The 24,495-nt window shown below is 57.1% G+C and carries 25 protein-coding genes; 14 read left to right on the top strand and 11 right to left on the bottom strand.

Annotated elements, in window-relative coordinates:
- Positions 1 to 22 precede the first annotated feature (22 nt).
- The gene (locus ACR0D7_RS01095) at positions 23 to 946 is read left to right on the top strand and encodes a hydrogen peroxide-inducible genes activator (protein ID WP_480677371.1); all 924 of its coding nucleotides are present in this window, start codon (positions 23 to 25) and stop codon (positions 944 to 946) included.
- A gap of 54 nt (positions 947 to 1,000) precedes the next feature.
- Here the strand turns inward: ACR0D7_RS01095 and ACR0D7_RS01090 are convergent, their stop codons facing one another.
- A complete protein-coding gene (locus ACR0D7_RS01090; RefSeq protein WP_480677369.1) occupies positions 1,001 to 1,549 on the bottom strand; it encodes a redoxin family protein in 549 nt (182 codons plus the stop codon).
- A gap of 265 nt (positions 1,550 to 1,814) precedes the next feature.
- On the opposite strand from ACR0D7_RS01090, the gene lipA reads away from it, so the two are divergent.
- Together lipA and ACR0D7_RS01080 are read left to right on the top strand one after the other, a co-directional pair.
- Positions 1,815 to 2,765, top strand: coding sequence for a lipoyl synthase (gene lipA / locus ACR0D7_RS01085; RefSeq protein ID WP_480677368.1), 951 nt, complete (start codon positions 1,815 to 1,817; stop codon positions 2,763 to 2,765).
- Complete coding sequence (locus tag ACR0D7_RS01080) at positions 2,762 to 3,904, top strand: amidohydrolase (protein ID WP_480677367.1); 1,143 nt, start codon at positions 2,762 to 2,764, stop codon at positions 3,902 to 3,904. The genes lipA and ACR0D7_RS01080 overlap by 4 nt, the downstream gene beginning before the upstream one ends.
- A 4-nt stretch (positions 3,905 to 3,908) precedes the next feature.
- On the opposite strand, the gene ACR0D7_RS01075 is transcribed toward ACR0D7_RS01080, so the two are convergent.
- Complete coding sequence (locus ACR0D7_RS01075; RefSeq protein WP_480677366.1) at positions 3,909 to 4,268, bottom strand: hypothetical protein; 360 nt, start codon at positions 4,266 to 4,268, stop codon at positions 3,909 to 3,911.
- Positions 4,269 to 4,434: 166 nt separating this feature from the next.
- Positions 4,435 to 4,977, bottom strand: coding sequence for a hypoxanthine phosphoribosyltransferase (gene hpt / locus ACR0D7_RS01070; RefSeq protein WP_170381304.1), 543 nt, complete (start codon positions 4,975 to 4,977; stop codon positions 4,435 to 4,437).
- Between the two features lie 72 nt (positions 4,978 to 5,049).
- On the opposite strand from hpt, the gene ACR0D7_RS01065 reads away from it, so the two are divergent.
- Both ACR0D7_RS01065 and ACR0D7_RS01060 read left to right on the top strand, forming a co-directional pair.
- The gene (locus ACR0D7_RS01065; protein ID WP_480677998.1) at positions 5,050 to 5,496 is read left to right on the top strand and encodes a type II toxin-antitoxin system RatA family toxin; all 447 of its coding nucleotides are present in this window, start codon (positions 5,050 to 5,052) and stop codon (positions 5,494 to 5,496) included.
- A gap of 37 nt (positions 5,497 to 5,533) precedes the next feature.
- Positions 5,534 to 6,829, top strand: a complete 1,296-nt coding sequence (locus tag ACR0D7_RS01060; RefSeq protein ID WP_480677365.1) for an MmgE/PrpD family protein — start codon at positions 5,534 to 5,536, stop codon at positions 6,827 to 6,829.
- Here ACR0D7_RS01060 and pyrC read toward each other — a convergent pair.
- The gene (gene pyrC / locus ACR0D7_RS01055; protein ID WP_480677364.1) at positions 6,826 to 7,863 is read right to left on the bottom strand and encodes a dihydroorotase; all 1,038 of its coding nucleotides are present in this window, start codon (positions 7,861 to 7,863) and stop codon (positions 6,826 to 6,828) included. The genes ACR0D7_RS01060 and pyrC overlap by 4 nt on opposite strands.
- 136 nt (positions 7,864 to 7,999) lie before the next feature.
- Here pyrC and ACR0D7_RS01050 point away from each other — a divergent pair, with 136 nt between their 5' ends.
- The gene (locus ACR0D7_RS01050) at positions 8,000 to 8,908 is read left to right on the top strand and encodes an AAA family ATPase (RefSeq protein ID WP_480677363.1); all 909 of its coding nucleotides are present in this window, start codon (positions 8,000 to 8,002) and stop codon (positions 8,906 to 8,908) included.
- A complete protein-coding gene (locus ACR0D7_RS01045; RefSeq protein WP_480677362.1) occupies positions 8,908 to 10,164 on the top strand; it encodes a vWA domain-containing protein in 1,257 nt (418 codons plus the stop codon). The genes ACR0D7_RS01050 and ACR0D7_RS01045 overlap by 1 nt, the downstream gene beginning before the upstream one ends.
- Before the next feature lie 3 nt (positions 10,165 to 10,167).
- Here ACR0D7_RS01045 and ACR0D7_RS01040 read toward each other — a convergent pair whose 3' ends face one another.
- Complete coding sequence (locus tag ACR0D7_RS01040; RefSeq protein ID WP_480677361.1) at positions 10,168 to 10,668, bottom strand: hypothetical protein; 501 nt, start codon at positions 10,666 to 10,668, stop codon at positions 10,168 to 10,170.
- 233 nt (positions 10,669 to 10,901) lie between these two features.
- Here ACR0D7_RS01040 and ACR0D7_RS01035 point away from each other — a divergent pair, with 233 nt between their 5' ends.
- The 5 genes from ACR0D7_RS01035 (at position 10,902) to ACR0D7_RS01015 (ending at position 16,816) form a co-directional block, all read left to right on the top strand.
- On the top strand, positions 10,902 to 11,870 hold the full coding sequence (locus ACR0D7_RS01035) for an XdhC family protein (protein ID WP_480677360.1): 969 nt from the start codon (positions 10,902 to 10,904) through the stop codon (positions 11,868 to 11,870).
- Positions 11,867 to 12,865: a molybdopterin-binding protein gene (locus tag ACR0D7_RS01030; RefSeq protein WP_480677359.1), complete on the top strand. Its 999-nt coding sequence runs from the start codon at positions 11,867 to 11,869 to the stop codon at positions 12,863 to 12,865. Before ACR0D7_RS01035 ends, ACR0D7_RS01030 begins: the two co-directional genes overlap by 4 nt.
- Positions 12,866 to 13,002: 137 nt before the next feature.
- Positions 13,003 to 13,488: a (2Fe-2S)-binding protein gene (locus tag ACR0D7_RS01025; protein WP_480677358.1), complete on the top strand. Its 486-nt coding sequence runs from the start codon at positions 13,003 to 13,005 to the stop codon at positions 13,486 to 13,488.
- Positions 13,489 to 13,568: 80 nt separating this feature from the next.
- On the top strand, positions 13,569 to 15,929 hold the full coding sequence (locus tag ACR0D7_RS01020; RefSeq protein ID WP_480677357.1) for a xanthine dehydrogenase family protein molybdopterin-binding subunit: 2,361 nt from the start codon (positions 13,569 to 13,571) through the stop codon (positions 15,927 to 15,929).
- Between the two features lie 95 nt (positions 15,930 to 16,024).
- Positions 16,025 to 16,816: an FAD binding domain-containing protein gene (locus tag ACR0D7_RS01015; protein ID WP_480677356.1), complete on the top strand. Its 792-nt coding sequence runs from the start codon at positions 16,025 to 16,027 to the stop codon at positions 16,814 to 16,816.
- 43 nt (positions 16,817 to 16,859) lie between these two features.
- Here ACR0D7_RS01015 and ACR0D7_RS01010 read toward each other — a convergent pair whose 3' ends face one another.
- Positions 16,860 to 17,705 (bottom strand): MurR/RpiR family transcriptional regulator, encoded by an 846-nt coding sequence (locus ACR0D7_RS01010; RefSeq protein ID WP_480677355.1) that lies wholly within the window; start codon positions 17,703 to 17,705, stop codon positions 16,860 to 16,862.
- Positions 17,706 to 17,847: 142 nt separating this feature from the next.
- Here ACR0D7_RS01010 and ACR0D7_RS01005 point away from each other — a divergent pair, with 142 nt between their 5' ends.
- Positions 17,848 to 18,615: a beta-keto acid cleavage family enzyme gene (locus ACR0D7_RS01005; protein ID WP_480677354.1), complete on the top strand. Its 768-nt coding sequence runs from the start codon at positions 17,848 to 17,850 to the stop codon at positions 18,613 to 18,615.
- The gene (locus ACR0D7_RS01000) at positions 18,612 to 19,928 is read left to right on the top strand and encodes an aspartate aminotransferase family protein (RefSeq protein ID WP_480677353.1); all 1,317 of its coding nucleotides are present in this window, start codon (positions 18,612 to 18,614) and stop codon (positions 19,926 to 19,928) included. Before ACR0D7_RS01005 ends, ACR0D7_RS01000 begins: the two co-directional genes overlap by 4 nt.
- A 70-nt stretch (positions 19,929 to 19,998) precedes the next feature.
- Here the strand turns inward: ACR0D7_RS01000 and infC are convergent, their stop codons facing one another.
- The 5 genes from infC to ACR0D7_RS00975 form a co-directional block, all read right to left on the bottom strand.
- Positions 19,999 to 20,460, bottom strand: coding sequence for a translation initiation factor IF-3 (gene infC / locus ACR0D7_RS00995; RefSeq protein ID WP_438826220.1), 462 nt, complete (start codon positions 20,458 to 20,460; stop codon positions 19,999 to 20,001).
- 246 nt (positions 20,461 to 20,706) lie between these two features.
- Positions 20,707 to 21,540: a ferredoxin--NADP reductase gene (locus ACR0D7_RS00990; protein ID WP_480677997.1), complete on the bottom strand. Its 834-nt coding sequence runs from the start codon at positions 21,538 to 21,540 to the stop codon at positions 20,707 to 20,709.
- Between the two features lie 107 nt (positions 21,541 to 21,647).
- Positions 21,648 to 22,055 (bottom strand): DUF934 domain-containing protein, encoded by a 408-nt coding sequence (locus ACR0D7_RS00985; protein ID WP_480677352.1) that lies wholly within the window; start codon positions 22,053 to 22,055, stop codon positions 21,648 to 21,650.
- Entirely contained in the window at positions 22,052 to 22,813 is a 762-nt protein-coding gene (locus ACR0D7_RS00980; RefSeq protein ID WP_170381288.1) for a phosphoadenylyl-sulfate reductase, read from the bottom strand. The genes ACR0D7_RS00985 and ACR0D7_RS00980 overlap by 4 nt, the downstream gene beginning before the upstream one ends.
- On the bottom strand, positions 22,803 to 24,467 hold the full coding sequence (locus tag ACR0D7_RS00975) for a nitrite/sulfite reductase (RefSeq protein WP_170381287.1): 1,665 nt from the start codon (positions 24,465 to 24,467) through the stop codon (positions 22,803 to 22,805). The genes ACR0D7_RS00980 and ACR0D7_RS00975 overlap by 11 nt, the downstream gene beginning before the upstream one ends.
- Positions 24,468 to 24,495: the final 28 nt, after the last annotated feature.

The following is a 24,495-nucleotide window of genomic DNA, read 5'->3' as shown; positions in this document are numbered from 1 at the left end:
CGTCAAGTGATAATCACTGGTTATGCATTTTACCCTTAGACAGTTGCAATACTTGCGGGCAGTCGCCGAACAGCGAAATTTCGGCCGCGCGGCGCAAGTTTGCAATGTTTCTCAACCCGCCTTGTCAGTGCAGATCAAGACACTTGAGGAGAGCTTGGGAGGCCCGCTGTTCGAACGTCAGGCGCGTGATATCCTTCTAACGCCGCTGGGGCGTGATGTGTTGGACCATGCGCGTCAGATTCTGGGGGCTGCCGAACGGCTTGACCAGTTCGCAAAGGATCGTTCAGGTGGGCACCGTTCGCTATCAATCGGGATCATTCCGACCATTGCACCATATTTGCTTCCCGGCGTGTTGGCGGGGCTACGGTCTTCTGACGTGTCGCTGCGAGTGCAAATTCGCGAGGCCCGGACCGAGCGCCTATTGACCATGCTGCGCGCCGGAGAGATCGACGCCGGTGTCATGGCCCTGCCAGCCGGTGGAAGCGAACTCTTCGAACTGCCGTTGTTTCAGGATCACTTTTTATTAGCTGGCAGTGCACCCCGCCTAGAGACCATGGCGACAAATCCCGAGGCATTGCGGCCTCTGGATTTGCAGACCGCTCAGTTGATGTTGTTGGATGATGGCCATTGCCTGACTGATCAGGCGCTTGAGGTTTGCGGTCAGGATCGCAGCAGTGGCTTGATCAATATGGGTGCGTCATCTCTGGCAACTTTATCTCGACTGGTCGCGGAAGGGTTTGGTTTGACCCTGATGCCGGAGCTGGCCGCACGCGCCGAATCCGAGGCGGTTCCCGGCTTGAAACTGTTGCGTTTCACCGTACCCCAACCGGCAAGAACGGTTGGATTGGTGCGACGTGCATCTACTGGTGGCGAGGATTGGTTTGATGGTCTGGCCGAGGTCATCCGACAAGTCGGCGAGGAAATCGTTTCCCAAACAAGAGCCTGAAAAACGAAAAGACCCGCGAGAATGCGGGTCTTTTATATGCTATTGCACGTAAGCTTATGCCAGCGCTGGCTCTTTTGCTTCGTCCAGATGCTTTTTCAGATTTTCCGGGGAGGACACGCCATAGGGGTCCTCGGGGCAGTTGTCCATCAGGCCCGGTTCTTCGAACCAAGCTTCGACCACGCCATCGTTGACGATGGCCGCATAACGCCACGAACGCATGCCAAAGCCCAGGTTGTCCTTGTCGACCAGCATGCCCATCTTGCGGGTGAATTCACCCGATCCATCCGGGATAACCTTGACGTTTTCCAGACCCTGATCCAGCGCCCACTTGTTCATGACAAAGCTGTCGTTCACCGACATGCAGTAGATCCCATCGATGCCTTTTTCCTTAAACTCGCCATAGCCTTTTTCAAAGCCAGGAAGCTGGTAGGTCGAGCAGGTCGGGGTGAACGCGCCGGGCAGAGAGAACAGGATTACGCGTTTGCCGGCAAAGTAATCTGCGGTGGTCTTGTCTTCCCAGCGGAACGGGTTGGGGCCTTCAACAGCCTCATCACGGACACGGGTGTGAAAGGTTACGTCAGGCAGTTTGGTACCGGATTTCATATTCATGTTCCTGTGATTCATTTGTGAACTGTTTGCGATTTAAAACAGTTCTAAATTGGCTTCAACGTAATTTTTGCTGCGGTCGCGAATAAGGTTCAAGGTTATTGAACATACTATTGTTTAAAGGCTTTCTAGCTTTTAGGGGGGGGCTTTTTTCTGCACTTGCGCGGTGCGCTGTTATAGCAGGTATGCATGGGTGGTGTAGCTAAGTGCGGCGAATTATATTATGCCCAAGGAAATTGACCCCAAGTCAGGAAAGCCAGCTGTGCGTGATCTGAAGATCCCCGAACAACGTCATCCCGAAAAGGCGCATCGCCAAGACAATGCGCAGCCGAAAAAGCCAAAGTGGATCCGCGTCAAGGCACCCGGCGGTAAGGGGTATGCCGACACGCACAAGATCATGCGCGAGAACAATCTGGTCACTGTTTGCGAAGAGGCTGGGTGCCCCAATGTAGGCGAGTGCTGGAGCCAAGGCCACGCCACCATGATGATCATGGGTGAGATCTGTACCCGTGGCTGCACCTTCTGTAATATCGCCACAGGCCGTCCGGATGATCTGGACGCGTTCGAGCCCGGGCGTGTGGCGCACGCGGTGCAGAAACTGGGCCTTAACCATGTGGTTATCACGTCGGTTGACCGGGATGATCTGACGGACGGCGGCGCCGAGCATTTTGCGCAAACCATTCGTGCTGTTCGTCACCGCTCGCCCAAGACGACGATCGAAATTCTGACGCCGGACTTCCTAAAATGTGATCCTTCGGTTCTGGAAGTTGTGGTCGAGGCGAAACCGGACGTGTTCAACCACAACCTTGAAACCGTCCCCGGTCTGTATCCCGAAGTGCGCCCCGGTGCGCGCTATTTCCACTCGCTGCGGCTATTGCAGCGGGTCAAGGAAATGGACCCCTCGATCTTTACTAAATCGGGCATCATGGTCGGCTTGGGGGAGGAGGAGCAGCAGGTCCGGCAGGTCATGGACGACATGCGGGCTGCGGACATCGATTTCCTGACCATCGGCCAGTATCTGCAGCCCACGCCGAAACACCACGGAGTTGACCGATTTGTCACGCCCGAGGAATTCGCATCGTATGAAAAAGCTGCCTATGGCAAGGGCTTCCTGATGGTATCCGCAACACCGCTGACCCGGTCGTCCTATCATGCGGGTGACGACTTTGCCCGTCTGCGTGATGCCCGCCAGAAAAAGTTGGAACAAGGGTGACGCCTGACACAATCGCGCGGCTGACTCGTCTGCGTCACGCGCTTCATCAAGCCCCCGAACTTTCAGGGCAAGAGGAGCAAACGGCTGCTCGAATAGCAGACGAGTTGCGTGCTCGGGGTGCCGATACGGTCCTGACAGGAATTGGCGGTCACGGGGTGGCCGGGGTGTTCGACAGTGGGCTGGCAGGGCCAACAGTTGCCATTCGGTGCGAGTTGGACGGATTGCCGATTCAGGAACAATCCGACGCCGAATATGTGTCGCGCATTTCGGGCAAAGGTCACCTGTGTGGTCACGACGGTCACATGGTAATGGTTCTGGGCGTAGCGGACTATCTGAGGGACAACCGCCCGAAAAAGGGCCGCGTCGTTTTGATATTCCAACCGGCGGAAGAAACCGGACAGGGCGCAATCGCCTATCGGGCTGATCCGCAGTTTGCGAAAATTGCACCAGACTATGCGTTTTCGCTGCATAACCTTCCGGGGCTTGCACTGGGGGAAGTCGAGCTGTGTGAAGGCCCCGCAAATTGTGCCTCGCGTGGGATGAAGATTGTTCTGACGGGCAAAACCTCGCACGCGTCGGCACCGCAAGATGGGGTGTCACCGGCTGCGGCATTGGCAACTCTCATGCCGCAACTGGCAGGACTGGGGCGGGGCGGATCCTTGGACGCCGATTTTGCGCTGACCACTGTCACGCATGCCAACCTTGGTGAGCCGACTTTTGGCGTTGCGCCGGGTCAGGCCGAGCTTTGGGTGACACTACGCACTGTCGCGGATGAACGGATGCAGAGCCTGATCGTGGAAGCCGAGGCGCTGGTTGCCAAGGCTGCATCGGACCATGGGCTAGGCTTTGAGCTCAGTTATGAGGATGTTTTCGAAGCCTGCGTGAACGCGCCTGAAGCAGTCGATATCCTGAACCAATCTTGCGCCGAAGCGGGGGTGTCCTGCACCTTGACGGGCAACCCACAGAAGTTTTCCGAAGATTTCGGGCAGTTTGGTAAAGACGCAAAGGCGGCGATGTTCTGGCTGGGGGCAGGGACAGCCCACCCCCAATTGCACAATCCGGATTATGATTTTCCAGATGAACTCATCCCGGTGGGAACTGCCGTGTTTGTGGCATCACTTCGATCCTTGCTGTGGTGATAGATCAGTTTACAAGGTCGCCGACAATTCCGACCGCATCAATGACGGTTTTCGTGTCATCCGAAATCGAAAGAATTTCATCATCTACACGGATATAGCGTTGACCTTTGGGTAGAGGTTTGAGCTTCCATCCGTCCAGATCATCAAGGTAGTCGAAATCCAAATCGTCGGGCAATTTCTTGCCTCGCGTATATCTCTTAATCTGCCCGGGCGGAAAAGCGACGCCGTTATTGGACTTTATCGGTTTCTCGATTTTGCCTTTGTCTGCTCCTTTACCTTTGCCTTTATTGTCTTTCGCGTCGGCAAACCCGCTTAGTAGGACCACCGCGCTGGCGGCCAGAATACCTATAGGCAACAACTTCATGTGCATTAACCTCCTAAGATTTTTGAAGGTTAATCTGGGACCCGGCCAGTTGTCCATTGATATTCCAGTTTAGGAATTTGACTGGGTGTTGTTATGGAAGCCGAGTTTATTTGTTCTTACGTAGAACAATTACGAGTTTTGTTGAAAAACTTAGGGCTTTGTCTTCTTAGTCTTCGGTAAAGCGAACTTTCCCAATGAACGGCAAATTGCGGTTTCGCTGAGCGTAATCGATTCCATAGCCCACCACGAACTCGTCAGGGATATCAAAACCAATCCAGTCGGACCGGAAATCCACCTCGCGCCGGCTGGGTTTGTCCAGAAGGGCGATAGACTTCAAGCGCGCGGGTTTGCGGCTTTCCAGCAGTTTGGTCACGTGGTTCAGCGTGTGGCCTGTGTCGACAATATCTTCGACGACCAACACATCGCGCCCTTCAATTGCACCGCGCAAGTCTTTGAGAATGCGAACTTCCCGGCTGCTCTCCATCGAGTCTCCGTATGAAGAAGCCTCAAGGAAGTCCACCTCGATCGGCAGGTCCAGCTCACGCACCAGATCGGCGATAAAGACGAAACTGCCGCGCAGCAGGCCGACCACAACCAGCTTATCGGTATCAGAAAATTCTGTGCTGATTTCACGACACAGTTCTTCGATCCGAGCAGCGATAGCCTTGGCTGAGATCATCTCGTCGATTACATATGCACGGTCACTCATCGCTGCCCCCTTGATCTTTGGCGCGCAACATACGACATGACGCGCCATTGTCACCTGCTAATACCGGACGCTATGCCTACTCATTCGGAAACTCGCCCTCTGCCTTATACGGCTCAGCAGATGTATGACCTGATCGCGGATGTGGCGAAATACCCCGAGTTTCTGCCCTGGTGCGCCGCCTCCCGTATCCGCCGGACCTATGCCGCAGGCGAGGCGCAGGTGATGGAAGCGGATCTGATCATCTCGTTCAAGGTGTTCCGTGAACGCTTCGGCAGTCGGGTGACATTGTTCCCCGATCAGATGAAGATCGACACCGAATATCTGGACGGCCCGTTCAAATACATGAAGTCCGATTGGCATTTTGACGACACGCCTGACGGCGGATGTAACGTGTCTTTCCATGTGGATTTCGAATTCAAGAACGCCATTCTGCAGGGTATCATCGGCGTAGTGTTCAACGAAGCGATGCACCGGATCGTGCAGGCGTTCGAAGCCCGTGCCGAGGATTTGTACGGCTAGGTCTTTACCCGTGAATTCCGGGCGATAGACTGCGCCCATGAGCGATTTCTCCACATCTCTGGCTGGGTTTGCCGCAGGCCCCATTGAAACAACGCTGCAGACGCGAGTCGTCACCTCACTGTCTGTGCTCGATTGGCTCGCTGTTGGGCGCGCCGGACAAGATGAGCCGGTATCGATGGTCGTTCGCGATCTCGTGCTAGGCGAAAAAGGTGCCGCGCAAGCACATCTGTTTGGCGGCGGCGCGGCGCCAATGCGTGGGGCGGCATTGGTCAACGGGACTGTGTCTCACGCGTTGGATTATGATGACACGCATTTTGCCCATATTGGTCATCCTTCGGTTGCAGTCCTACCTGCCGCTTTGGCGCTGAGCGAATGGGATGATCGTATCCTGGTCGATTTCCTTGAGGCTGCGCTGGTAGGTATGGAGGTAACCATACGCGTCGGTTTGTGGCTGGGGCGCGATCACTATCAAGCAGGGTTTCACCAGACTGCGACGGCTGGCGCGTTTGGCGCTGCTGTAGCTGCCGGGCGCCTTTTGGAATTCGACGCGGATCAGATGCACAAAGTCTTGGGGCTTACGGCGACACGCGCGGCGGGGCTAAAATCTCAGTTCGGAACGATGGGCAAGCCGTATAATGCGGGGCTGGCAGCTACGGCCGGAGTAGAAGCCGCTTTGTTAATTTCAAAAGGGTTCGAACCAAACTCGGGTGCGCTTGAAGGCCCATTTGGATTTGGCGCGACCCATAAAGGTGAGGCTAACGCGGAAGCAGCGCTAGAGGGTTTGGGCGATGAATGGTTGTTCGAAAGCGTAAGCCACAAGTTTCATGCATGCTGTCATGGTCTGCATGCAGCGCTTGAGGCCGCGCGTGATCTGGACATTGCCGAACCCGAAGTAGCTGAGATCAAGATCAAGACCCATCCTCGTTGGATGAGCGTTTGTAACCAGATGAATCCGACAACGGGGTTGGGGGCGAAATTCTCATATCGGACCGTCATCGCCATGCAGGCGCTTGGGTATGATACAGCATTGCCGGGAAGTTATAGCGAAAGGAATTGCGCGGATTCGCGCCTGATATCCCTTCGGGACCGTATCTCGGTTGAGGCTGACGACACGCTTACGGAAACGCAGGCGCATCTGACTTTGTTGCGCCGGGATGGTGCACGTCGAGAGGCAAAACACGATCTGCTGGCGCCGATGTCCTTGTCTGAACGGGAAGACCGCGTACGCGGCAAGGTTGCCAAGCTGATTGGAGCCGATGAAGCGGACGCGATCTGGTCGATGCTGCGCACCGGTGGCCGCGCCCGCGATCTGGCAAAGAGGCTGGAGGGCTAAACCACGCGCCAGTGCAGAGGAAAACCTGGCTCGAACACCGTTACCGGGCCGTCTTCGGTTTCGATCTTGCTTGGATATTCAACGGGATCACCTTTGGTCAGAGTGATCGTGCTTTCGTTCACCGGCAGGCCGTAGAAGGCAGGGCCGTTCAGTGAGACGAAGCCTTCCAACTTGTCCAATGCGCCCTCACGCTCGAACATCTCGGCAACCAGAGACATTGTGTTCGTTGCAGTGAAGCACCCTGCACAACCGCAGGCCATTTCCTTATTGGCATCGGTGTGCGGCGCACTGTCGGTACCCAGGAAATACCGCTCATCGCCCGACGTTGCTGCGGCCAGCAGTGCCAGACGGTGCTCTTCGCGCTTTGCGACAGGCAGACAGTAGTAATGCGGTTTGATTCCACCCACTAGAATGTGGTTGCGGTTGATGATCAGGTGGTGCGCTGTAATGGTCGCGCCCAGATCGGTTTCGTTAGATTTGACATACTCAACACCGTCCTTTGTGGTGATGTGCTCCATCACCACGCGCAGGCCGGGAGTGGCCTTGCGGATCGGGTCCAGAACCCGGTCGATGAACACGGCCTCGCGGTCAAAGATGTCGATCTCGGCATCCGTGACCTCGCCATGAACGCACAAAGGCAGTCCGATCTCGGCCATCTTTTCCAGAACCGAACGAACATTGTTGAAGTTCTGCACGCCAGAAGCCGAGTTTGTCGTTGCGCCTGCCGGATACAGCTTGACGGCTTTGATCAGACCGCTGGCATGTGCGGCGGCTACGTCCTCTGCGTCAGTGTCTTCGGTTAGATAGAGCGTCATCAGCGGCTCGAACGTCATGTCGTCGGGCAGGGCGGCCATGATGCGGTCGCGATAGGCGGCGGCTTGATCGCCGCGCACGACGGGCGGAACGAGGTTCGGCATGATGATCGCACGGCCAAAATGGCGTGCGGTTTCGGGCAGGACGGCCTGCAACATCGCGCCATCGCGCAGGTGCAGGTGCCAGTCGTCGGGGCGGCGGATCGTGATGCTATCGGTCATGGCGCATCCGCTAGCACAGCAGTGATCCGCGCGAAAGCCCTTGTCAGCGGGTCGGATCGGTCCAAGTCCCCGACAGACAGTGGTCTTGACGCCCGCGCGTTGCCGTGACCTGTTGTGGCGAGGGAGAGATGAGAACATGAAACAGCCGGATACCATTGACGAAGTTCAAGAAATGCTGGGCGCGCAGGGCTATGTCTGCGGACGGGCGCTTGCTACGGTCGTGTTTCTGTCTTTGAAGCTGGGCCGCCCCTTGTTTCTGGAAGGTGAGGCTGGTGTTGGCAAAACCGAGATCGCCAAGGCGCTGGCCGCAGGGCTGAACCGGCGGCTGATCCGGTTGCAGTGCTACGAGGGATTGGATGCATCGTCGGCCGTGTACGAATGGAACTTTCCGGCGCAGATGGTGGCGATCCGTACGGCTGAGGCTGCAGGTGGTGCCGACCGGGGCGCGTTGCAGAATGAATTGTTCTCGGATGAATATTTGATCGAGCGGCCATTGCTGCAGGCCATGCGCCCCGACGAAAACGGCGCTCCGGTCCTGTTGATTGATGAACTGGATCGCACGGATGAGCCGTTCGAGGCATTCCTGCTGGAAGCGCTGAGCGACTTTCAGGTAACGATTCCTGAGTTGGGCACTGTCAAAGCGCCTGAATCACCCATTGTGATAGTGACGTCGAACCGCACGCGAGAAGTGCACGACGCGCTGAAACGCCGTTGCCTGTATCACTGGGTCGATTACCCGGATTTCGACCGTGAAATCGAAATTCTGCATGCCCGCGCGCCCGAAGCGGCCGAAGCGCTCAGTCGCGAGGTGGTTGCTTTTGTTCAGCGCTTGCGCACTGAGGATCTGTTCAAGAAACCTGGCGTGGCCGAAACCATTGACTGGGCGAAATGCCTGCTGGCCTTGGACGTGATCAACCTCAGCCCCGAGGTGATCGGCGATACGTTGGGTGCGATTCTGAAATATCAGGACGATATTCAGAAACTACAGGGGTCTGAGGCCAAGCGGATTTTGGATCAGGCCAAAGCCGATTTGGAACCGGTCTGATGGCAGAACAGCTTCCTCTTGCTGTTCCCGACGACCCAAAACTGGCGCAAAACATCACGCATTTTGCACGAGCATTGCGCAAGGCTGGATTGCCAATTGGAACAGGACGTGTTGTTGACGCAATCCGAGCTGTGCAAGCCGCAGGATTCACTGAAAAGAGAGATTTCTACTGGGCTTTGCACGCCTGTTTCGTCAGCCGCCCCGAGCACCGGACGGTGTTCGCACAGGTCTTTCGCATGTATTGGCGGGACCCGCGTTACATGGAGCACATGATGTCCATGATGCTGCCTGCAATCCGCGGCGTACAGGAAGAGCGCAAGGCCGACGCGGCTGAAAAGCGCGCGGCCGGGGCATTGTTGGATGGGGTAGAGCGCGATCTGCCTGAATCGTCAGATTCCGAAGAAGAGACCTTGCTTGAGATTGATGCCTCGCAAACCGCATCGACCGAGGAACGGCTACGTAGTCTGGATTTCGAACAGATGAGTACGGCCGAAATTTCGCAGGCCAAGCGTATGCTGGCGCGATTGACCTTGCCTGTTAAACCTATCGATTCCCGACGCGGGCAGGCCAGTCATTTGGGGTATCGGATTGACCGCGCCCGAACCTTGCGCGCGGCGATGCGACAGGGGGGTGAACTGCGTGACATCGCCCGTCTCAAGCCCAAGCCGCGCTGGCCCAACCTTGTGGTGCTCTGCGATATTTCAGGGTCGATGAGCCAATACAGTCGGATCGTCCTGCACTTTCTGCATACAGTCTCGAACGCCAAAGGGGCTGGGTGGGCCAAGGTCCATGCCTTCACCTTTGGAACGCGGCTGACCAATATCACCCGACACCTGCAACAGCGCGACGTGGACGCCGCACTCGCAGCTGCAGGGGCCGAGGCGCAGGATTGGGAGGGGGGAACCCGGATCGGAGAGTGCCTGCACATCTTCAATCGCGACTGGTCACGTCGGGTAATGGGGCAAGGGGCGGTGGTTTTGCTAATCTCGGACGGTCTAGATCGGGGTGACCCCGAGGCGTTGGGGAAAGAGATAGAGCGCCTGCATCTGTCGGCACGTCGTCTTATCTGGCTCAATCCATTGTTGCGCTGGGAAGGTTTCGCGCCCAAGGCGCAGGGCGTGGCCGCGATGCTGCCACATGTGGACAGTTTTCGCGCAGGGCACTCGATCGCGTCCTTAGAGGATCTGGCCGCTGTCATCTCGAAACCCGATGACGTGGGAGAGAAAGCGCGGTTGATGACCGCGCTTTCGGGCTGAGCCTTAACCCAGCTGTTCTTCGTTGCACTTGCGCGCCATTTCCATGGCTTTGAAAGTACCGGTCAGATCGACTGTGAAGCCAAACTCCTTCTCGGGGAATACGACCATTACTTTTTGCTTGGCGATATCTTCCGCGAATTGTGGATCATCTGACAGAACATATCCGCCGGAATACCCCTTTGTGATGTTGCCCTTCATACCAGTGGCTTCACCTACATAGATATTGTCCCCCAACAAGATCGCAACGCCTTCTTTCTCACCGCGTTTAATGTTGGTTTCCCCTTTGGTGAAAACACCGACATAGCCTACGCCGCGATCTTCGGTCAGCCCCATTTGAACAACGTTTTCAGCGTCATCCACGGCTTCGATCAGGCAGGATTTTTTGTTTTGATCAATGAAGACTTTCCACCCCTCTACTTCGCCGTAACGCAGAAACGTATCGGCGCTTACCGCAGTCGAGGTCAGTAGACCCATTGCCAGTCCGAATGTAAAAATGCGTTTCAAGTCTCTGACTCCCTTGTGTAAAAATAATATGCGCATTCTGGAATGCACCAGTTGCGCGTGTAGGCTAAATCCACGCATCATGACAATCAATCCTTTGCGCAAAGCGCGAAAATCCCGGCCAAATGGCGCTGAAATTACCAGTTTGTCCGCCGACCCATATACTTGAGAGCCCAGGTTCCTTTTCATCGAGCCAAACCTGCTTATGTTGGGTCAGAACACATTCGGAGAGTTCCATGGACAGATTCGATAACAGCCCTGAGACGGCACTTCGTTGGTATAGCGATGGTAAGCCGACGGCATTGGCCACTGTTGTCGAAACCTGGGGTAGTGCTCCGCGTCGCGTCGGCGCTCAGCTGGTGATTGGCGGGGACGGTCGCATCGAAGGCTCCGTCTCGGGTGGCTGTGTCGAAGGCGCGGTGGTGGTCGAGGCCCTTGAGGCAATCGACGAAGGCGAAGCGCGGCTATTGGAATTCGGTGTCAGTGATGAGGACGCTTTTGCCGTTGGGCTGGCCTGTGGCGGAACCATCCGCGTTTTGGTTGAGCCGGTGGGCAAGGTGCTGCACGAACCGATGTTACGCGAACTGGTCGACCGACGCGCGCGGCGCGAGCCTGTCGCCTATGAAGTAAACATCGAAACCGGCCACCGCGCCTTGCGTCGGAACGCATATCCGGATCGCCTGAGACTGGACCGTTCCGGATTCGAAGAAGATGGTCAGACGTTTGTCGCTGTCCATAACCCTCCGCTGAGGTTGATTGTCGTGGGGGCGGTGCATATTGCGCAGGCGCTGGTGCCGATGGCGCGGATTGCTGGGTACGACCCCGCCATTGTTGACCCACGTGATGCTTTCGCTTCGAGCACGCGTTTTCCCGGTGAGACGATCCTAACGGATTGGCCTGATGAAGCAGTGGCCAAGCTTGGGTTGGACGCGCGAACGGCGGTGGTGTTGTTGACGCATGACCCCAAGCTGGACGATCCAGCGTTGGAATCTGCGTTGAAGGCGGGTGTGTTCTACATCGGGGCGTTGGGATCCAAGCGAACCCATGCCAGACGGGTGGCGCGAATGAAAGAGGCAGGTTTCATCGACGCGCAGATTGCACGTATCCACGGACCGGTTGGATTGGATATTGGCGCTGCGGATCCGTCGGAAATAGCCGTGGCAATACTTGCACAGATGACTGCCGTGTTGCGAGGCAAAGCGTGAAGTTCGGCCCCGTTCCTGTTGATCAGGCCGCCGGGGCCATTCTGGCCCATTCCGTGCAGGCAGCAGGCATGAAACTGCGCAAAGGCATTGTTCTTACGACTGAACATCAGGAACAGTTGGTTTCCGCCGGATACAGTTCCGTCACGGTTGCCCGGTTGGAGCCCGGTGATTGCCATGAAGACAAAGCTGCCGGGATGTTGGCCGATGCTTTGGTACCCGATCCCGCTGCCGCAAATCTGCGGGTAACACAGCCCTTTACCGGTCGTGTGAATCTGCTTGCAGATGGGCCGGGTATTGCGGTTCTGGACATAGCCGCGCTTGAGGCGTTCAATCTGGTCAACCCGATGATTACCGTCGCCACCGTCCCACAGTATCAACAGATGAGTGCCGGGGGTATGGTCGCGACGATCAAGGTTATTTCCTATGCAGTTCCGGGTGGCGATGTTCTTGCAGCGTCGCGCGTTGCGCAAAACGCCATTCGCCTTGCGACGCCAGCTTACAGAAGCGCCGGGTTGGTCGTAACTGACATTCCAGGCGGGCCGCCAATCGAGAAGGGCATCGCCGCGATCCGTGGCCGTGTCGAGGCACTGGGAATGGAGATGAACGACGTGCGTATCGTACCGCACCGGACGGATGCACTTGCGACCGCGCTTTTGGAAACGCAAGGCGATGTGGTGATGATCCTGACCGGCTCGGCCACGTCGGATGTGATGGACATAGCCCCCGAAGCCGTGCGCGCCGCAGGCGGCCAGGTGGATCGTTTTGGCATGCCGGTTGATCCTGGCAACCTTTTGTTTCTGGGCTCGCTCAGCCCGCGACCGGTGATTGGGCTACCGGGATGCGCGCGGTCTCCGGCGTTGAATGGGGCCGACTGGGTTCTGTCTCGCGTCGCCTGCGGGATTGAACCGACAGGTGCTGACATTGCAGCGATGGGCGTTGGCGGACTGCTTAAAGAGATCCCGACGCGGCCCCAGCCACGGGCGTCACGGCGATAATTTGCCTTTCTGAGTCAACGCAATACTTATGGTAGTTACCCAAGCGGCCATAAAGGCAAGTCGCTAAATATTTTTGTTCTCAAACAAAAATTCCCGTGTTTAACTCGGGCTAGGGAGTTTCATTTTGGGAGGAGCCAATGACACAGGTCTCAATGACCGTGAACGGAAAATCCGTGAGCGGTGATGTCGAAGGCCGGACTTTGCTGTCCAGCTTTCTGCGCGACCATCTGCACCTGACCGGTACTCATGTGGGCTGCGACACGGCGCAATGCGGCGCGTGTGTGGTTCATGTGAATGGCGAGGCGGTCAAATCCTGCAACATGCTGGCGCTTGAAGCTGATGGAGCCGATGTGGGCACCATCGAGGGGCAGGCTAACGGCGACGGGTCGTTGAACGTGATTCAGCAGGCATTTCAGGATCACCACGGCCTGCAGTGCGGTTTTTGCACACCGGGCATGGTGATGAGCGCGGCGGCGCTGCTCAAGGACAATCCGCGCCCGACCGAGGCCGAAATTCGCAAGTACCTCGAAGGCAACCTGTGTCGTTGCACCGGCTACCACAACATCGTCAAGGCGATCATGGCCGCATCCGGTCAGGACGTCAGCAGCATCGCTGCCGAATGATGCCACTGCGGGCGTCGGAGGAGATGCCCGTGGGATGACACAGGGTGCATAGGCATCCGTTTATGGGAGGAGAACAAGCAATGCCCAAAGACAGTGGCATCGGAGCCAGTTCCAAGCGGCGCGAGGACGTCCGCTTTCTGACCGGAGCGGGCAATTATACTGACGACATTAACGTACATGGCCAGGCCTATGTGCATTTCTTGCGGTCCGACATCGCACATGGCCGTATCAAATCCGTGGACACTTCGGCGGCTGAAGGCATGCCTGGTGTGGTGAAAGTGTTCACCGGCAAGGATTTCGAAGGCGTGGGCGGTATACCCTGCGGCTGGGAGGTAACCGACAAGCACGGTGCGCCGATGCAAGAGCCACCGCACCCCATTCTGGCGCAGGGTAAAGTGCGTCATGTGGGCGATCCTATCGCGGCTGTTGTTGCGGATAGCCTGGAACAGGCCCGTGATGCGGCGGAAGCGATCGATGTAGATATCGAGGAACTGCCTGCTGTTCTCGACATGAAGGCTGCAGCGCAGGATGGCACTACGCTGGTCCATGACGATCTGAAAAACAACATTTGCTATGACTGGCAATTGGGTGAGGCGGATGATGCCAAGGTCAATGAGGTCTTTGCCAATGCGGCGCATGTGACCACTCTGGATCTGGTAAATAACCGACTGGTTGCCAATCCGATGGAACCGCGTGTGGCGGTGGCCGAATACGCGCGCGGGACCGAGGAGTATACCCTCTACACCACGTCCCAAAACCCGCACGTGATCCGACTGCTTATGTGTGCCTTCGTGCTGGGGCTGCCAGAACACAAGGTCCGTGTTGTTGCTCCGGACGTGGGCGGCGGCTTTGGCACCAAGATTTTCCACTACGCGGAAGAGGCATTCTGTACTTTTGCCGCCAAGGCGTGTGGACGTCCGGTCAAGTGGACCGCGAGCCGGTCCGAGGCGTTCATGTCGGACGCACAGGGCAGAGATCACGTCAGCACCATTGAACTGGCATTGGACGCGGACAACAACTTTGTCGGTCTGCGTACCAATACATACGCCAACTTGGGTGCTTATCTTTCCACGTTCTCCAGTTCAGTGCCGACATGGCTGCACGGCACGCTGATGGCGGGCAACTACAAGACGCCGGTCATTCAGGTGAACGTGAAGGCGATGTTCACAAACACGGTGCCGGTGGATGCCTATCGCGGTGCCGGTCGCCCCGAGGCGACGTTCCAATTGGAACGTGTCGTGGACAAAGCCGCGCGTGAATTGGGTGTCGATCCGATTGCGCTACGCCGCCAGAATTTCATCACTAAATTCCCGTACGATACGCCTGTCGCGCTGACTTATGACACCGGCAACTACAACGGTACGATGGATAAGCTGGAGGCTGCGGCTGATCTGGCAGGTTTTGCCGCGCGCCGTTCTGAAAGTGAGGCCAAGGGTAAGCTGCGTGGTCTGGGTATTAACTGCTATATCGAGGCTTGCGGTATTGCGCCCTCGAACATTGTTGGCATGTTGGGGGCTCGCGCGGGTTTGTATGATGCGGCGACCGTGCGGGTGAACGCAACCGGTTCGATCAGCGTCATGGTGGGGGCGCATAGCCACGGGCAAGGGCACGAGACCGCCTTCCCGCAGGTTGTGGCCGACATGATCGGCATCGACGAGTCGATGGTTGAGATCGTTCATGGCGATACGTCCAAGATCCCGTTTGGCATGGGCACCTATGGCTCGCGATCGCTGGCCGTCTGCGGATCGGCCATGGTCAAGGCGACCGAGAAGGTCATCGAAAAAGCCAAGCGGATCGCAGCGCATTTGTTGGAAGCGTCCGAGGCAGATATTGAGCTGAAGGACGGTCAGTTCAGTGTGGCTGGCACCGACAAGTCGGTGGCTTGGGGGGATGTGACCCTGACTGCGTACGTGCCTCATAACTATCCGTTGGAGGTCGAGCCGGGGTTAGAGGAGACTGCGTTCTACGACCCAGCGAACTTTACCTTCCCGGCAGGTGCCTACGCCTGTGAGGTCGAAGTTGATCCGGAAACTGGTCAGGTCAGCATCGAGAAGTTCACGGCAGCGGATGACTTTGGCAACATCGTCAATCCGATGATTGTGGATGGTCAGGTGCACGGTGGCATCGGTCAGGGCATTGGTCAGGCACTTTTGGAGAACTGTGCCTATGACGAGAACGGCCAGCTGCTGAGTGCGTCCTTCATGGATTATGCGATGCCGCGCGCCGACGATGTGCCGTTTTATGAGGTGGATCATTCCAGCCAGACACCCTGTACGCACAACCCGCTAGGCGTAAAGGGTTGTGGTGAGGCCGGGGCGATCGGCTCGCCGCCTGCGGTGGTAAATGGTGTGCTGGATGCGCTGAACTCGGGTGGCAAGGCTGTGGATCACATCGATATGCCGATGAGCCCGTCGCGCGTCTGGGCGGCGATGAACAGTTAAGTGGTTGGGGTGCGAGGGGCCAGCCCCTCGCGCTCCCCGGAGTATTTCCAAAAAGATGAAGGGCCAAGGAGCGCCTTTCGGAAAGGAAAAGCGAAATGTACAATTTCGAGTTTGAAAAACCCTCGACCATTGCTGACGCGGTCGCCGCTTTGGGAGATGAGGATGCGCAGGCTTTGGGGGGCGGACAGACCCTGATCCCGACTCTGAAGCAACGGTTGGCGGCGCCTTCGGTGTTGGTCTCTCTGAACGGGATTGCCGAGATGAAGGGGGTTTGTGTCGACGATGATGGTTCTGTGTCGATTGGTGGGGCGACGACCCACGCCACTGTGGCGAACGAGGCTGCAAGCAGCTATCCGGCCTTGGCGGCGTTAGCTGGTCAGATCGGTGATCCGGCAGTGCGCAACCGGGGAACTATTGGAGGCTCGATTGCCAACAATGATCCTGCGGCTTGCTATCCGGCAGGGGCACTTGGTTCGGGAGCGACGATCATAACCAACACGCGTCAGATTGCGGCGGATGATTTTTTTGACGGGATGTTCTCGACCGCGTTGGATGAGGGCGAGATTATCACCACGGTCCGGTTCCCGGTGCCTCAAGCCGCCAGCTATCAGAAGTTCCTGCAGCCAGCATCGCGTTTTGCTCTGGTTGGCGTGTATCTGGCGCGGTTTGCTGATGGGGTTCGTGTGGCCGTGACCGGGGCTGGTGAAGACGGTGTGTTCCGCTGGACCGAAGCGGAGGAGGCTTTGAACAAAGAGTTCCGGGCAGACGCCCTGATGGATCTGCGTATTAACCCGGCCAACATGATTGCTGATTTGCATGGCAGTAAAGAATACCGTGCCCATCTTGTTGGCGTCATGACAAAGCGGGCTGTTGAAACCTGTCTGTGATTTGTATTCTGTTATTAAAGCCCCGGTCGTGCGTCGGGGCTTTTTATTTTCGGCGCAGCCTTGGTGGTTTGGACGGTTGCCAGTAGGCACCAGTGTCCTCACGTGCCTTTTGATAGGCGTCGATCCGCTGTCGGGCAGTGTCACCCCCGGCGTCGAAAAGATGACCCAGCAGACATTCCAGAACGGCCATGGCCCCGGTAAAGCAGGAAAACGAGTGTAATGCCCGAGTGCTGACCTTAAATGCGACGTCAGGCTCGACCCCAGGTGCGATCACGTCACTGTCTGAGATCAGAATAAGGCGCAGGCCTTTTTGTTTCGCGAACCGCATCGACTGGATTGTGTCTGCTGAATATGGGTGAACGGTGATGACGAGAAGGCAATCCTGATGATCGGCGTCAAGCAGATCGTCGGTGGCGGAACCGATATGGCGCGGTATTAATTGGATGCCTGGATGCGCCATGCGTCCGGTGTAAGAAAAGTAATAGGCCAACGCATAGCTGGCACGCGTCGCCGTAACGAAGCATCTACGGGATTCGGTCATATATGCGACAGCGTTGCGTACTTTATCGGGTTTCATCAGACGCAGTGATCGGGCGACCACGTTTTGCTCGTTCTGAGCCAGTCTTGCCTGGGTATTGCTGAAGGCATCTTCGTTCTGCAGGGTGGTTAGCCAATCCTGCCCCAATACGCTTTCTCGGTCCGTGACCAGGGCGTCACGAAAGGGGCTTCGGAAGGAGTCGAAGCTGTCGAAACCCATGCGTTGTGCTAGCCGAACCAGAACGTTCGAACTGACCCCGATTTTTTCAGCACTGGTGCGGATCGGGTTCAGTCCAAAATCACCAGGATGGTCGATGATATACTTGGCCGCCGCTTGCAGGGCAGACGGCATCTGGCCAATATCTTGGCGCAGTCGATCGATGAGTTGGTTGGGCGTAGCGTCCATAGAATTAAAAAAACAAATGTTATGGAAAAGACAACTAAAAAACATAGCGAAATGGATTAGGTGAGGCCGGGAGCTCAGAGGTATCTTAATGTCCGACATGCGATCCAAAATTAGACCTTATATTCTTGTCGCTCCGACTGGTGCTCGGCGCGGGCCGGTGGATCACCCGAATTTGCCGGTGTCCACTGATCAGATTGTGGAAGCCGCGAAAGCCAGCTTTGATGCAGGGGCGAATGGGCTGCATTTGCACGTTCGGGATTCGGATGGGCTGCATTCGTTGGACGACGGTCTCTATCTTGAGACAATGGCCGAACTTCGGGCGGCTGTACCTGGGATGGACATTCAGATCACGACCGAAGCCGCCGGAACTTTCGATGTACCTGCCCAGTTTGCATGTCTGGAACGGGTGCGCCCTGAGTGGGCGTCGATTTCTGTGCGCGAGATTGCGCGAGCACCGGAATGGGCGGAGCGGGTGTACGGCCTGTGTGCTGAGCAGGATACGCGTGTGCAGCATATTCTGTATGATTCCGAAGATGCCGTATTGCTGGCGCAGTGGCAGAAGGCTGGGACCGTACGAGATGGGCAGTCAGAACGTATTTTCGTATTGGGGCGGTATACCTCGGGCCAGCAGTCTGCACCGCAGGATTTGGACCATTTTTCCAAAACCAAATCGCCTTGGATGGTCTGCGCTTTTGGTGCTCAGGAGCATGCCTGTCTGACATACGCTGCTCGGCAAGGCGGAAATGTTCGCGTCGGGTTCGAAAACAGCCTGACGGATGAAAGCGGAAACCTTTGGAAAGACAATGCCGCGTCGGTTTCGGCGCTTGTTGCCACGCTGGAAAGGGCAGTCAAATGAGTCACGTATTTCCTCGCCACACTAAATCCGAATTGCCGGTCGCGGCAGGAGGAGATGGGTGTTACCTAATCGACGCGCAGGGCAATCGTTATCTGGATTGCGGCGATGCGGCGGTGTCGTGCCTGGGTCATTCCAACCAAGCAGTCATCCGGGCCGTGCAGGACCAGGTCGAACAGATTGCCTTTGCGCATACAGGTTTCATGACCTCAAAACCGGCCGAAGCCTTGGCGGACCTGCTGATTGAACACGCGCCGGGGGATATTGATCGGGTGTATTTTGTTTCGGGCGGGTCCGAGGCGACCGAGGCGGCGATCAAGCTGGCGCGACAGTACTTTCTGGAGATTGGTCAACCTGACCGGCGGCACGTGATTGCGCGGCGACAGAGTTACCATGGCAATACGCTTGGGGCGTTGTCTGCGGGTGGAAATGCGTGGCGGCGCGCGCAGTTCGCACCGATGCTGATCGACATGACTCATATCTCAGCTTGCTATGAATATGCTGAAAAACCTGAAGGTGAGAGCAGCTTTGACTACGGTCAGCGGGTCGCCAACGAGTTGGAGGCAGAAATCCTTAGGTTGGGTCCCGACACTGTGATGGCGTTCATGGCTGAACCAGTTGTTGGTGCGACATTGGGTGCAGTGCCTGCTGTTGATGGGTATTTTAAGCGCGTCCGCGAGATCTGTGATCAATATGGCGTGCTGTTGATCTTGGATGAAGTGATGTGCGGCATGGGCCGAACCGGACATCTGTTTGCCTGTGACCACGATGGGGTGGATCCAGATATTCTGTGTATCGCCAAAGGGTTGGGGGCGGGTTATCAGCCGATCGGTGCGATGATGTGCACAGGTCAGATATATGACGCGATCCGTGACGGGTCAGGGTTCTTCCAGCACGGCCATACTTATATTGGGCATCCGGTGGCGACGGCGGCGGCTTTGGCGGTCGTGCGTGAATTGACCGACCGCGAGCTGCCAGCGCGGGTGGGCGTTTTGGGCGAAAAACTTCAATCCTCGCTTGAAGCTGCACTGGGGCAGCACCCGAATGTTGGGGATATTCGAGGCCGAGGGTTGTTCCGGGGTATTGAGCTTGTTGCGGATCGGAATACGAAAACGCCGTTTGACCCTGCACTTGCGGTGTCGGGAAAGGTCAAAAAGGCGGCTCTGGCTGAGGGGCTGATTTGTTACCCGATGTCAGGCACCCGAGATGGTAGAAAGGGAGACCACGTTCTGCTGGCGCCACCGTTCATCATTGAAGACGCGCAGATTGACGAACTGGTTGGGAAACTGAGCAGGGCCATTTCTGCAGTGATCTGACAAAGCAGCGCGTAAAATAAAAAGCCTCCTCAAAATTGAGGAGGCTTTTTTGTTCTGATCAGTCAGAACCTTATTTCTGTGGCAGAGGCCCGATCATCATGATCATCTGACGGCCTTCCATCTTGGGCATGTTCTCGACCTTGCCCAGGTCCTTGATGTCCTCGGCCACACGTTCCAGCAGCTCGCGGCCCAGGTTCTGGTGTGCCATTTCACGGCCACGGAAACGCAGGGTGACTTTGACCTTGTCGCCCTTTTCCAAGAACTTGAAAACGTTCTTCATCTTGACGTCATAGTCATGAGTGTCGGTGTTGGGCCGGAACTTGACCTCTTTCACCTCGATGACTTTTTGCTTCTTGCGGGCTTCGCTCTCACGCTTTTGCTGTTCGTATTTGAACTTGCCAAAATCCATGATCTTACAGACCGGAGGGTTCGCGTTTGGCGAAATCTCGACGAGGTCAAGGCCGGCATCTGCGGCTAGTTGCATGGCTTTGGCGGGATGAACCACCCCGACATTTTCACCATCAGCGCCAATCAGGCGAATTTCGGGGGCACGGATTTTTTCATTGACGCGCGGTCCGGTGTCTCTCTGCGGCGGCGCGTTGTGGGGTCTGCGGGCTATGGGTTCATTCCTTTGATGATTGCAGAATTTCGAGCCCGAAATCTAGACCGCCCCGCGCCTTGATTCAAGCGCCATCCGCGTCGAAAAGGCTGAAATTCACAGGTTTTGCAGCGGGTTTATGCGCGGGCCACTGTCATTTCAGCGACCCGCACGAAAGGATCAGCCTACAAAGGCCTTTTCGATCACGAATTCCTTGGGCTCCGAGTTCGCACCTTCACGCAGGCCGAATTCTTCAAGGATTGCCTTGATATCCAGATTGAAGGCTAGCGAACCGCAGACCATCCCGCGGTCGGTTTCAGGCTTGATGCCACCTTCGATGCCCAGATCGGCAAACACGGTGCCGTCTTTCAGCAGGTTCGTGATACGGCCCATCTTGGGGCTCTCTTCCCGTGTGGTGGTCGGGTAATAGCGAATCTTGTCAGCAAATCCTTCGCCCATCAATTCGGCCAGCATTTCATCCTGACGGATGCTTTCGATCAACTGACGGCCATATTCCAGTTCCGCAACTTCGCGGCAGGTGTGGGTGATTATGACCTCGTCATAGTCCTCATAGGTTTGCGGCTCGCGCAGCAGCGATGCGAAAGGCGCAAAACCGGTGCCGGTGGCAAAGAACCACAGACGCTTGCCGGGCAGCAGGGCGTCGTGGACCAGTGTGCCGACGGGCTTGGGCCGCAGGATGATCTGGTCACCCGCTTTGATGTGCTGCAGTTTCGAGGTCAGCGGACCGTCCTGAACCTTGATCGAATAGAACTCCAGCTCTTCGTCCCAGGACGGCGAGGCAATCGAATAGGCGCGCAGCAGCGGTTTGCCGTTGTCGCCAAGCAGGCCGATCATCACGAATTCGCCCGAGCGGAACCGCAGCGAGGCAGGGCGCGACACCTTGAACGAGAACAGGCTGTCGGTCCAGTGTTTGACATCTGTTACGGTCTGCGCATCCGGCAGAACGGGGGCCTTCACGGCGGTTGCTTCGGTCACGGGCTTCATCTCTGTCATCGTTTCACTGCCGGTGGGGTAAACCGACATCTCCGTTTAATCTTTGATCCAAGTCAGGAAAAGGGGACAGATTGCCCCCTTCCACTCACAAGCTTGCGATGGCGGTCTTAGCCGCGCAGGCGGGCCTGGTAATTGTTGTCTTGCCAGTTGGCACGGGCCAACCATTGGTCTTCGGGCTGACGGGAGGCCAGTGCGTGGTCGATCTCGACCTCGTCAAAACCGCTGCGGCGAGCCATGGCATATTGATCGGCCAGCACGTGACCCTTGGCGCGCAGGCGACCGGTATAGCCTTTCAGGCGCAGAACGCGGGCAATGGTAAAGCCGCGGCCATCCGCCGAAGACGGGAAGTCCACGCGCACCATCCTTGCGTTGCCCAAACGGTCAATCAGGTCATCCGGGTCAGTGTCCGAGGCCACATCCAGCGCGACCACATCATTGGCCGCGTCTTCCAGCGTGACAAAGCCGTCGGTCCAGTCATCGGGGGCGAACCCCTCATCCGATACGATTACGTTCATGTTTTCTCTCCGGCGCGCACCATCTTGCCATCGACAAAATGGATGCCGCATTCTTCTTTGTTCTGATCGCGCCAGCGTCCGGCGCGGGGGTCTTCGCCCTCTTTGACCGGCGAGGTGCAGGGTGCACAGCCAATCGAAGGGTATCCTTTGGCCACCAGCGGGTGCCGAGGCAGGTTGTTTTCTTCCATATAGGCGCGCACATCTTCGGGCGCCCAATGGGCCAGCGGGTTGACCTTGATCCGGCCCGTGCCGTCCTCGACTTCGAAGAAATCAAGCGCTGCGCGGGTGCCCGACTGGAACCGCTTGCGCCCGGTAATCCAGCCGCAGTAGCCTGTCAATGCCTGCTGCAGCGGGAAGGTTTTGCGCAGATTGCAGCACGCATCCGTGTCCCGCAAACGCAGCGCACCATAAGGGTCTTCTCGTTGCACGTCCTCATCCTCGGCATGGATGATATGGACGTTTTTCAACCCCAGACGCTCGCTGACCTCCTGCTGGTATTCCAGGGTTTCGGTGAACAGCATCTGCGTGTCCACGAACAACACCGGGGTCATCTTGTCGACGACCGCCGCCATGTGCAGCAACACTACCGATTCCGCACCGAAGCTTGAGACCAGAGCAAGCTTGTCGACCTCTTCGATGGCACCATGCATGACATCATGCGCACTGTGGTGCCGGAACTGGGCGTTCAGCGCTTCGACCCTTTCGGTCAGTGCGCTTCGGTCTTTACCCAGTTCCGTTTGGATCAGGTCAAGCGGCATTGGCCTGCGCCTCGGGGTAGAGCGCCGCCTTGAACGGCGCCATGCCTACCCGACGATAGGTCTGCAGGAATGTTTCCTCGTTGCTTTCACGTTGCTCAAGATACGTGTCGACGATGCGCTCAACGGCTGGCACGATCTCATCGTAGGCAAAACCCGGACCGGTGCGATCGCCAATGGTCGCGGTCTCGGTTCCGTCACCACCCAGAGTAATCTGGTAGTTTTCGACGCCAGCGCGATCCAGACCAAGGATGCCGATGTGACCCACGTGGTGGTGACCACATGCGTTGATGCAGCCCGAGATCTTGATCTTCAGGTGGCCGATATCATGCTCAAGCTTCAGGTCGTCGAAACGTGTCGCGATTTCCTGCGCAACCGGAATTGCGCGGGCGGTTGCCAGTGCGCAGTAGTCCATGCCAGGGCAGGCGATGATGTCGCTGATCAGGCCGATATTGGCGGTCGCCAATTCGTATTCCTTCAGCTTCGCGTGGATTGCGGGCAGGTCCGACTTGTGGACATGCGGCAGGATCACGTTCTGCTCATGGCTGATACGCAGCTCGTCATAGGCGAACTCTTCGGCCAGATCGGCCATCACGCGCATTTGCTCAGCAGTTGCATCGCCCGGTGTTGCGCCATGCTTTTTGATCGAGATCGTGACGATCGCGTGGTCCGCATTCTTGTGCGGCGCGATGTTGGTGTCGACCCACGAGCGGAAGACAGGATCGTTGGTATAGGCGCTTTCGAACGAGGCAACCGAGCCCTCACGGAAAGCCGGGGCAGCGAAGTGGCCTTTGATCTCTTCCAGCAGGTTCATGTCGGCGCCTTTGAACTGCGGGCGAACCTGCAGGAAGCGCTCGTTGACCTTGGCGCGGATGGTGTCGATGCCGTTCTCGTGGACGGTGATCTTGATGCGCGCCTTATACTTGTTGTCGCGGCGGCCGATCTGGTTCCACACGGAAACAGTGGCTTCGAGGTAAGCCAGCAGGTCGTCAAAGGCGACGAATTCCGAGAGCTCTTTGCCGATCATCGGTGTACGGCCCAAACCGCCGCCCACGATAACACGGGCACCCAGAACGCCGTCGCGCTCGACCAGCTGCAGGCCGATGTCATGCGCCTTGATCACGGCGCGGTCGTTTTCCGAGCCGGTGATGGCGATCTTGAACTTACGCGGCATGAATTGGAACTCCGGGTGGTCGGTCGACCACTGGCGCAGCAGTTCGGCATAGGGGCGGGGATCAGCGATCTCATCCGCGGCGGCACCGGCGAAGTGGTCGGCGGTCACGTTGCGGATGGTGTTACCGCTGGTCTGGATGGCGTGCATGCCAACCTCGGCCAGCGCGTCCAGCATGTCCGGCACATCGTTCAGCTTGGGCCAGTTGTACTGGATGTTCTGACGGGTGGTGAAATGGCCATAACCCTTGTCCCACTTCTCGGCCAGCAGTGCCAGTTGGCGCATCTGTGCGCTGGACAGCGTACCATAGGGGATAGCAACCCGCAGCATGTATGCGTGTAGCTGCAGGTATAGGCCGTTCATCAGGCGGAACGGTTTGAATTCGTCTTCGGTCAGCGAGCCGTCGATACGGCGCTCAACCTGCGCGCGGAACTGCGCGTTACGTTCTGCCAAAAATGCTGTGTCGAACTCGGAGTAGCGATACATGATTAGCTGTCCTTAATTGCAGCCCCGA

The sequence above is a fragment of the Ruegeria sp. BB7 genome (assembly GCF_056539365.1).
Note: the sequence above shows the minus strand (reverse complement) of the source record. Positions and strands in the feature narration are given on the sequence as shown.

Coding starts and splice junctions, on each gene's coding strand:
- ACR0D7_RS01045 (WP_480677362.1), top strand. CDS start 8,908: ATGGCAGAACAGCTTCCTCTTGCTGTTCCCGACGACCCAAAACTGGCG.
- ACR0D7_RS01005 (WP_480677354.1), top strand. CDS start 17,848: ATGTCCGACATGCGATCCAAAATTAGACCTTATATTCTTGTCGCTCCG.
- ACR0D7_RS00980 (WP_170381288.1), bottom strand. CDS start 22,813: ATGCCGCTTGACCTGATCCAAACGGAACTGGGTAAAGACCGAAGCGCA.
- ACR0D7_RS01020 (WP_480677357.1), top strand. CDS start 13,569: ATGCCCAAAGACAGTGGCATCGGAGCCAGTTCCAAGCGGCGCGAGGAC.
- ACR0D7_RS01095 (WP_480677371.1), top strand. CDS start 23: ATGCATTTTACCCTTAGACAGTTGCAATACTTGCGGGCAGTCGCCGAA.
- ACR0D7_RS00975 (WP_170381287.1), bottom strand. CDS start 24,467: ATGTATCGCTACTCCGAGTTCGACACAGCATTTTTGGCAGAACGTAAC.
- ACR0D7_RS01010 (WP_480677355.1), bottom strand. CDS start 17,705: ATGCCGTCTGCCCTGCAAGCGGCGGCCAAGTATATCATCGACCATCCT.
- ACR0D7_RS00985 (WP_480677352.1), bottom strand. CDS start 22,055: ATGAACGTAATCGTATCGGATGAGGGGTTCGCCCCCGATGACTGGACC.
- hpt (WP_170381304.1), bottom strand. CDS start 4,977: ATGAGTGACCGTGCATATGTAATCGACGAGATGATCTCAGCCAAGGCT.
- ACR0D7_RS01075 (WP_480677366.1), bottom strand. CDS start 4,268: ATGAAGTTGTTGCCTATAGGTATTCTGGCCGCCAGCGCGGTGGTCCTA.
- ACR0D7_RS01025 (WP_480677358.1), top strand. CDS start 13,003: ATGACACAGGTCTCAATGACCGTGAACGGAAAATCCGTGAGCGGTGAT.
- ACR0D7_RS01015 (WP_480677356.1), top strand. CDS start 16,025: ATGTACAATTTCGAGTTTGAAAAACCCTCGACCATTGCTGACGCGGTC.
- pyrC (WP_480677364.1), bottom strand. CDS start 7,863: ATGACCGATAGCATCACGATCCGCCGCCCCGACGACTGGCACCTGCAC.
- ACR0D7_RS01090 (WP_480677369.1), bottom strand. CDS start 1,549: ATGAAATCCGGTACCAAACTGCCTGACGTAACCTTTCACACCCGTGTC.
- ACR0D7_RS01060 (WP_480677365.1), top strand. CDS start 5,534: ATGAGCGATTTCTCCACATCTCTGGCTGGGTTTGCCGCAGGCCCCATT.
- ACR0D7_RS00990 (WP_480677997.1), bottom strand. CDS start 21,540: ATGACAGAGATGAAGCCCGTGACCGAAGCAACCGCCGTGAAGGCCCCC.
- ACR0D7_RS01000 (WP_480677353.1), top strand. CDS start 18,612: ATGAGTCACGTATTTCCTCGCCACACTAAATCCGAATTGCCGGTCGCG.
- ACR0D7_RS01065 (WP_480677998.1), top strand. CDS start 5,050: ATGCCTACTCATTCGGAAACTCGCCCTCTGCCTTATACGGCTCAGCAG.
- ACR0D7_RS01050 (WP_480677363.1), top strand. CDS start 8,000: ATGAAACAGCCGGATACCATTGACGAAGTTCAAGAAATGCTGGGCGCG.
- ACR0D7_RS01035 (WP_480677360.1), top strand. CDS start 10,902: ATGGACAGATTCGATAACAGCCCTGAGACGGCACTTCGTTGGTATAGC.